Raw genomic sequence first — 6,552 nt, forward strand, 5'->3', positions numbered from 1 at the left:
CCCGCTCCGAGCGCGCGAGTTGTACCGGTGCCCCCGCCTGGCGTCGCTGAAATCAGGGCTGCATCGTACCTGCGCTTTCGCACCTTACGTAGGGTGCGGCGGGTCCGGTTCGGGAGCGGGCCCGGCACGCCGGAGGTGACACAGCGTGAACGTCGGGGGTGCGTGTGCCTCACGCGGCACCCTTGCGGAGGGGCCCGCGGGCAGAACGAAGCCCCCGATCACGGGGGAACAACCGGGGGCCTCGTGTGCGCGGCGACCGGTGAAGGCCCCGCATTGAGAACGTAAGGCCGCCCCGGTCCCCAGGTCAAGCGGGTCGGCGCCGGCCCGGCCGGGCGGAAATCCGGGGCGGATCAGGCCCGGGGGAGTTCGTCACCGTCAGTGAGGGAAGCCGGGTCTTCCGCCGTCGCTCCGGTCCCGGAAGACCACTCGTATCCCGTACTGCTCTGGCGCACCAGAGTGTCGGCGAAGGGGCGCGAAGGGTCACTGGAGAAGTGCGCGTGCTCCGCGCGCTCCCATCCGTCCCAGAAGCCGGAGAGTTCACGCCCGTCCCGTTCGCGCCCCCGCAGCCAGGATTCCGCCCGCGGGGTCTCCATCCACAACAGCCGTGCCAGGTGCGGGCGCAGCGCCCGCCGACCCGCGCCGACCCCCTCCAGCAGCAGCACCGGCGCCGGCTGAAGCACCCGCTCCGGTCCGAAGCGGCGCTCCACCCAGTCGTACGGCGCCCAGTGCGCGGGCCGGCCGTCCGCGAGCGGCTCCAGCACCTGGACGCGCAGCCGCTCCTCCCAGCCGAACAGCTCCGCATGGCTGGCCACGTCGTCCAGGTGCAGCACGGGTGCCCCGCCCAGCGCCTCGGCGAGGCGTCCCGCGAAGGTGCTCTTCCCGGATCCGGCGTGCCCGTCGATCCCGATCAGGCGCACCGGCCCGAGCGAGGCGGGCAGGACGGCGAGCTCCCGGGCGAGTGACGCGAGTGACGGCTGCGGATCCACCCGACCAGCGTAGACAGGCCCGACACGACCCGTGGCTTGGGCCCGCACCCGTCGGGAACCTGGAAGGGTGACACCACCCAAGCGCCGACCCACCCCGGGGGGACCACGCGATGACCGCACCCACGCCACGCAGGGCCGTACTCGTCGCCGCGCTCGCGGTCGCCACCGCGGCCACCGCCGCCTCGATCCCGGGCGGCGGCTCCCCGGCCGCCGCCGCCGGGACCCCGCGCGCGCAGGGCCCCACCGTCGACAACCGCTTCTGGTTCTCGTACGGCCACTGGCGGGCGGGCACCCACCGGGGCACCACCGCCGTCGCCGGCACCCGCCCGGGCCTGGAGATCCGTACGGCCGTCGGCCGCACCGAGTACGCCGACCCGCACACCGGGCGCAAGAGCACCTGGGAGTACGCCACCTGGACCTCCCCGGTGCACGGCTCCACGGTGCCCGCCACCGAGGTCGTCACCTCCTGGAACGCCCGCACCCCGGCCGGCACCTGGATCCAGGTCGAGCTGCGCGCCACCTACACCGACGGCGCCACCGGCCCCTGGTACGTGATGGGCCGCTGGGCCTCCGGTGACACGGACATCCGGCGCACCTCGGTGGACGGCCAGACCGACGGCCGGTCCACTGTCTGGACCGACACCCTCGCGGTCGACGCGCCCGCCGCGGCCGGCGGCCTGCGCATCGCCGGCTGGCAGCTGCGCCTCACCCTCCACCGGCGGCCCGGCGCCGGCACCGGCCCGACGGTGTGGCTGGCGGGCGCGATGGCCTCGGACGTCCCCGCCCGGTTCACGGTCCCCGCCTCCCGCCCCTCCGGCACCGCCCACGAGCTCGCGGTCCCGCGCTACTCGCAGCAGACCCACACCGGGCGCTACCCCGAGTACGACAACGGTGGCGAGGCCTGGTGCAGCCCCACCTCCTCCCAGATGGTCATCGAGTACTTCGGCCGCAGGGCCGACCCCGCGGCCCTGGCCTGGGTGGACCCCTCCTACTCCGACCCGCAGGTCTGCCACGCCGCCCGCTCCACCTACGACGCCGCCTACAGGGGCTGCGGCAACTGGTCCTTCAACGCCGCCTACGCCGCCACCTACAGCGGCCTCGCCGGGGTCGTCACCCGCCTGGCCTCCCTGACCGACCTGGAGACCGTGGTGAGGGCCGGCCTCCCCGTCATCACCTCCACGTCGTTCCGCGCCGAGGAGCTCACGGGAGCCGGCTACGGCACGGCCGGCCACCTGATGACCGTCGTCGGCTTCACGGCCGAGGGGGACGTGGTCGTCAACGACCCCCACGCCCGCGACAACCCGTCCGTGCGCCGGGTCTACCGGCGGGCGGAATGGGAGACCGTCTGGCTGCGCACCAAGCGCACGGCCGCCGCCGGGAAGACCGCCTCCGGGAGCGGCGGGGTCTGCTACCTCTACGCGCCCGCCCTGCCGGCACCGGGCCAGGTCCGGGCCCTGCGGGCCGTCGGTGTGCTGTGAAGAAGTGCGAAATTACCCGTTGACCAGGAAGCCCGCGAAGGCGGAACATTATGGGGTAAATGGCACATAAAGGCTTCTCGTAGGAGGCGGCCCGCCATGACCACCCACCCCAGCATCGAGCATCACCCGGACCTCGCCGAGATGCGCACCCGGTTCGAGCGGGTGACCACCACTCCCCGGGCTCAGGCCGTCGAAGCGCTGGCCCTGATCACCGGCATATACCTGGCCGCCTCTCCGTGGATCGCGGGATTCGGCGTCCTGATCCCGTTGGCGATCAACAACCTGATCGTCGGCCTGGCGTTCTGTCTGTGCATGGGCGGCCTGGGCTCCGCCTACGAGCGCACCCACGCGATGGCGTGGACAGCGGTCGCCCTGGGAGCCTGGACGATCATCGCCCCGTGGGCCATCGCCGGTGAGATGGACGCCACGCGCGCGGTGGTCAGCAACGTGATCGCCGGCGCCGTCGCCCTGTGCCTCGGCCTCGCGATGGCGGCCATGGCCGGCCGCAGAGGGGAGACCCGGGTCTGACCGGAACCCGCCCGAGAGGAAACGGCAGCCGGGCCCCGACCGCACCGCGCACCAGCCGGAGCGGCCGGGGCCCGGCGGCGTGACGCGCGCCACCAGTGACCCTCGTCTCCATCGCCGCACCTACCGCGAAAGCCGCGAACGCTGGCACATTGGACACCATGACCGCAGACACCGCCGCCCCGACCGCGCCCTCCGGGAACCTCGTCCGTACCGGGGGCCCCAAGGAGGACTCCTCCTGGCTGGAGCACGTACTCGGCTGGACCCTCGTGGTCGTCGTGGCCATGTTCGTCACCCAGGTCGGCTGGTTCTGACGCCCGGTCTGCCATACTTCGGCCATCCTGTGGCAGTTCGATGGCTGGGGCCGAAATTTGAACAATAGTCAACAGCGTGGAGCGACCGGACGCTCGCAGGTGCGCAGGGCCGAACTCATAGCCATCGGGCGCAAGTTGTTCGCCGACACCTCCTACGACACGCTCTGCATGGACGACATCGCCAAACAGGCCGGCGTCGCCAAAGGGCTGATCTACTACTACTTCAACAGCAAGCGCGGCTACTACCTCGCCATCGTCGAGGACTCCATGGCCGAACTCGTCGCCCGCGCCGGCGGCGACACCGGCCTCCCGCAGGCCGAGCGGCTGAGCCGCACCATCGACGGCTACCTCGAGTACGCCGAGCACCACCACGCCGCCTACCGCACCATCGTCACCGGAGGCGTCGGCTGCGACGCCGAGGTGCTCGCCATCCGCGACGCCGTGCGCGAGGAACTGCTCGCCGCCATCGCCGAAGGCGCGTACGGGCGCCGCACGCTCCCGCCGATCGCCCGTCTCGCCCTCGTGGGCTGGCTCTCCGCGGTCGAAGGCACCACCCTGGAATGGATCGGCGGGCCGAGCGCCCCGGACCGGCCCGGACGCGCCCGGCTCGGAGCCCTGCTGGTACGCCAGCTGCGCGCGACATTGGCGGTGATCGAGGAGTTCGCCCCGGAGTGTCCGGCACCTCCCCCTGGCGAAGAGCCGTTCGAAACGGTCGGTGATCTTGCCCCGGTGACGGGAAGCCCCTGATCGGGCATACTCAAGCCGCCGCAGCCGCTGAACAGCCTCTTCCGTGACCCGGGAGGGCAGCACCGGCTGTACAGAGCCCGAGATCCGGCGACGCGTCCCACACCTCACGCGCCGCCGCCGTGCCCGACCAGGGAGGAGAGCGCCGCCATGACAGACCGCGCCCCGCAGCCGGTGGACCGACAGCTGCCCACCGAGGAGTCCCGCGACCTCCTCGCCCTCGTACGCGAGATCGCCCAGCGCGAGATCCGCCCCCGGGCCGCCGAGGAGGAGGACTCCGGGCGCTTCCCCCGCGAGGTCTTCACGCTGCTCTCCGAGGCCGGGCTGCTCGGCCTCCCGTACCCCGGTGAGCACGGCGGCGGCGACCAGCCGTACGAGGTCTACCTCCAGGTCCTGGAGGAGCTGGCCGCGGCCCGCCTGACCGTCGGTCTCGGCGTCAGCGTGCACTCCCTCGCCTGCCACGGCCTCGGCGGCTACGGCACCAAGGAGCAGCAGGCCGCCCACCTGCCCGCGATGCTCGGCGGCGGCCTGCTGGGCGCCTACTGCCTCTCCGAGCCCGCCGCCGGCTCCGACGCCGCCTCGCTGACCACCAAGGCGGTCCGCGACGGCGACGACTGGGTCATCACCGGCACCAAGGCCTGGATCACCCACGGCGGGGTCGCCGACTTCTACACCGTCCTCGCCCGCACCGGCGTCGAGGGCCCCAAGGGCATCACCGCCTTCCTCGTCCCCGGGGACGCGGAGGGCCTGACGGCGGCCGTGCCCGAGAAGAAGATGGGCATGAAGGGCTCGCCCACCGCCCAGCTGCACTTCGACGGCGTACGCGTACCGGACTCCCGCCGCATCGGCGAGGAGGGCCAGGGCTTCTCCATCGCCCTGGCCGCGCTCGACGCGGGCCGGCTGGGCATCGCGGCCTGCGCCGTCGGTGTCGCCCAGGCGGCACTGGACGAGGCCCTCGCCTACGCGCTGGACCGCAAGCAGTTCGGTCACCCCATCGCGGACTTCCAGGGGCTGCGCTTCATGCTGGCCGACATGGCCACCAGGATCGAGGCCGGCCGGGCGCTGTACCTCGCCGCGGCGCGGCTGCGGGACGCGGGCAAGCCGTTCTCCCGGCAGGCGGCCATGGCCAAGCTGTTCTGCACGGATGCGGCGATGGCCGTCACCACGGACGCGGTGCAGGTCCTCGGCGGCTACGGCTACACCGCGGACTTCCCCGTCGAGCGCCTGATGCGCGAGGCGAAGGTGCTCCAGATCGTCGAGGGCACCAACCAGATCCAGCGCATGGTCATCGCCCGCCACCTGGCCGGGCCCGAGACGCGCTGACGCGGTCCGCCGCGGGACGGGTCAGTACAGCCCGCTGCCGGTGGGAGGCCAGACCGGAGAGGACGTGAGGCGCGACCACTCCGGGTCCCGCCGGCCGGGCAGGGTACGGCCGGCGTCCGCCCAGCGGGCCAGCAGGTCGCGGTAGATCGGCGGATCGGGCACCTGCTGCTCACGGTGCGGCTCACGTCCAAGAGGGCGCTGAACCGATTCTTCGAAACCGGAGGACATCGGGCGGCGCCTTCGGCCCGTTGAAGACTGAAGCGTGCTCATGCCGGGCCAACGCCGGACCGAAGCCACGGGTAATCGCCCCCGCCGTACGCGTATCCGTTCGACGGGTCAAGGCGGGTCAGGACGGGTCAACGGGGGCGGAGCGAAAGGCGCGGCGGTGGTGTGGGGGCGGGGCCTGCGAGAGCGGGGGTGTGAGGCGGCGGGGTGGTGGGGGTGAGCGGATCCGCTCGGGCGGCATCAGAGTCGCGTATGGGGGTTTCCCGTCAGTCCCATCGTCTCTCCGGTTCGGGCCGGTCCCTCAAGGGCGCTCCTGCGTCGCGTCGCGTTGCGATGGCCTACGGCCACCCTTGACCGACCGACCCGCCCCGGAAAGCCGAAAGACTGCCGGGAAACCCCCAAAGGAACGGGCCGGGAGCAGAAAGACACAGACGAGGCGGTGCCCTGCCCGGGCGAAGCCCGGAGCGCCCCCAATCGCTACGCGCTCCTGCCCGGAAGGCGTCTGCGAGCCTCTTGGGCTGGACATAAGCCGCCCCCAATCGCTTCGCGCTTCGGTCTGACGGCGTGGGCAGGCCTCTTGGGTTGGGCATGGGCCGCCATCGATCGCTACGCGCTTCTCGATCACGCGTCCGCAGGCTTTCCGGGGCTGGCCGTGAGCCGCAGACGCCCGGATGGCTTCTTGCGGACGGGCGATGCCTCTTCAGGTCCGGGGGCTTTTCCTGGCGTGGGCCAGCCGGGTATCGGCTCCTGCGACCATTCTTTGACGAATTCTGCGCGAGCAGTGCTTTCAACGGTTCGAATGCGATCAAACATGGATTGCTCCCGTGCAGGCCGGTAGATCCGATCCGTCGAAACCCGCTGACTGAAGTTCCCCCGCTGTGCGGGAGTGGCTGACTAGCTGGTCATGGCGGGTTGACGTGGTTTCAGGTTCACTTGTTCGGTCGCTGCCTGGTTGGC

The 6,552-nt window shown here is 72.1% G+C and carries 7 protein-coding genes; 5 read left to right on the forward strand and 2 right to left on the reverse strand.

Annotated features, from left to right (window positions below):
• Nucleotides 1–350: 350 nt before the first annotated feature.
• Entirely contained in the window at nt 351–986 is a 636-nt protein-coding gene (locus ACIPXC_RS33085) for a uridine kinase (RefSeq protein WP_401625651.1), read from the reverse strand.
• A 110-nt stretch (nt 987–1,096) separates the two neighbouring features.
• Here ACIPXC_RS33085 and ACIPXC_RS33090 point away from each other — a divergent pair, with 110 nt between their 5' ends.
• From ACIPXC_RS33090 to ACIPXC_RS33110, 5 genes are all read left to right on the forward strand, one after another.
• Nucleotides 1,097–2,464 carry a peptidase C39 family protein gene (locus ACIPXC_RS33090; protein ID WP_401625654.1) on the forward strand — a complete coding sequence of 456 codons (1,368 nt, stop codon included), beginning with the start codon at nt 1,097–1,099 and terminating at the stop codon, nt 2,462–2,464.
• A gap of 96 nt (nt 2,465–2,560) precedes the next feature.
• The gene (locus ACIPXC_RS33095) at nt 2,561–2,992 is read left to right on the forward strand and encodes an SPW repeat protein (RefSeq protein WP_401625657.1); all 432 of its coding nucleotides are present in this window, start codon (nt 2,561–2,563) and stop codon (nt 2,990–2,992) included.
• Between the two features lie 158 nt (nt 2,993–3,150).
• Nucleotides 3,151–3,303 (forward strand): SCO1431 family membrane protein, encoded by a 153-nt coding sequence (locus tag ACIPXC_RS33100; protein ID WP_401625660.1) that lies wholly within the window; start codon nt 3,151–3,153, stop codon nt 3,301–3,303.
• Nucleotides 3,304–3,360: 57 nt separating this feature from the next.
• Nucleotides 3,361–4,050: a TetR/AcrR family transcriptional regulator gene (locus tag ACIPXC_RS33105; RefSeq protein WP_401625663.1), complete on the forward strand. Its 690-nt coding sequence runs from the start codon at nt 3,361–3,363 to the stop codon at nt 4,048–4,050.
• 147 nt (nt 4,051–4,197) lie between these two features.
• Nucleotides 4,198–5,370 carry an acyl-CoA dehydrogenase gene (locus tag ACIPXC_RS33110; RefSeq protein ID WP_401625666.1) on the forward strand — a complete coding sequence of 391 codons (1,173 nt, stop codon included), beginning with the start codon at nt 4,198–4,200 and terminating at the stop codon, nt 5,368–5,370.
• A gap of 21 nt (nt 5,371–5,391) precedes the next feature.
• Here ACIPXC_RS33110 and ACIPXC_RS33115 read toward each other — a convergent pair whose 3' ends face one another.
• Nucleotides 5,392–5,532 (reverse strand): hypothetical protein, encoded by a 141-nt coding sequence (locus tag ACIPXC_RS33115; protein WP_401625669.1) that lies wholly within the window; start codon nt 5,530–5,532, stop codon nt 5,392–5,394.
• Nucleotides 5,533–6,552: the final 1,020 nt, after the last annotated feature.

Source organism: Streptomyces sp. NPDC090021 (assembly GCF_044748225.1).
Classification (GTDB): Bacteria; Actinomycetota; Actinomycetes; order Streptomycetales; family Streptomycetaceae; genus Streptomyces.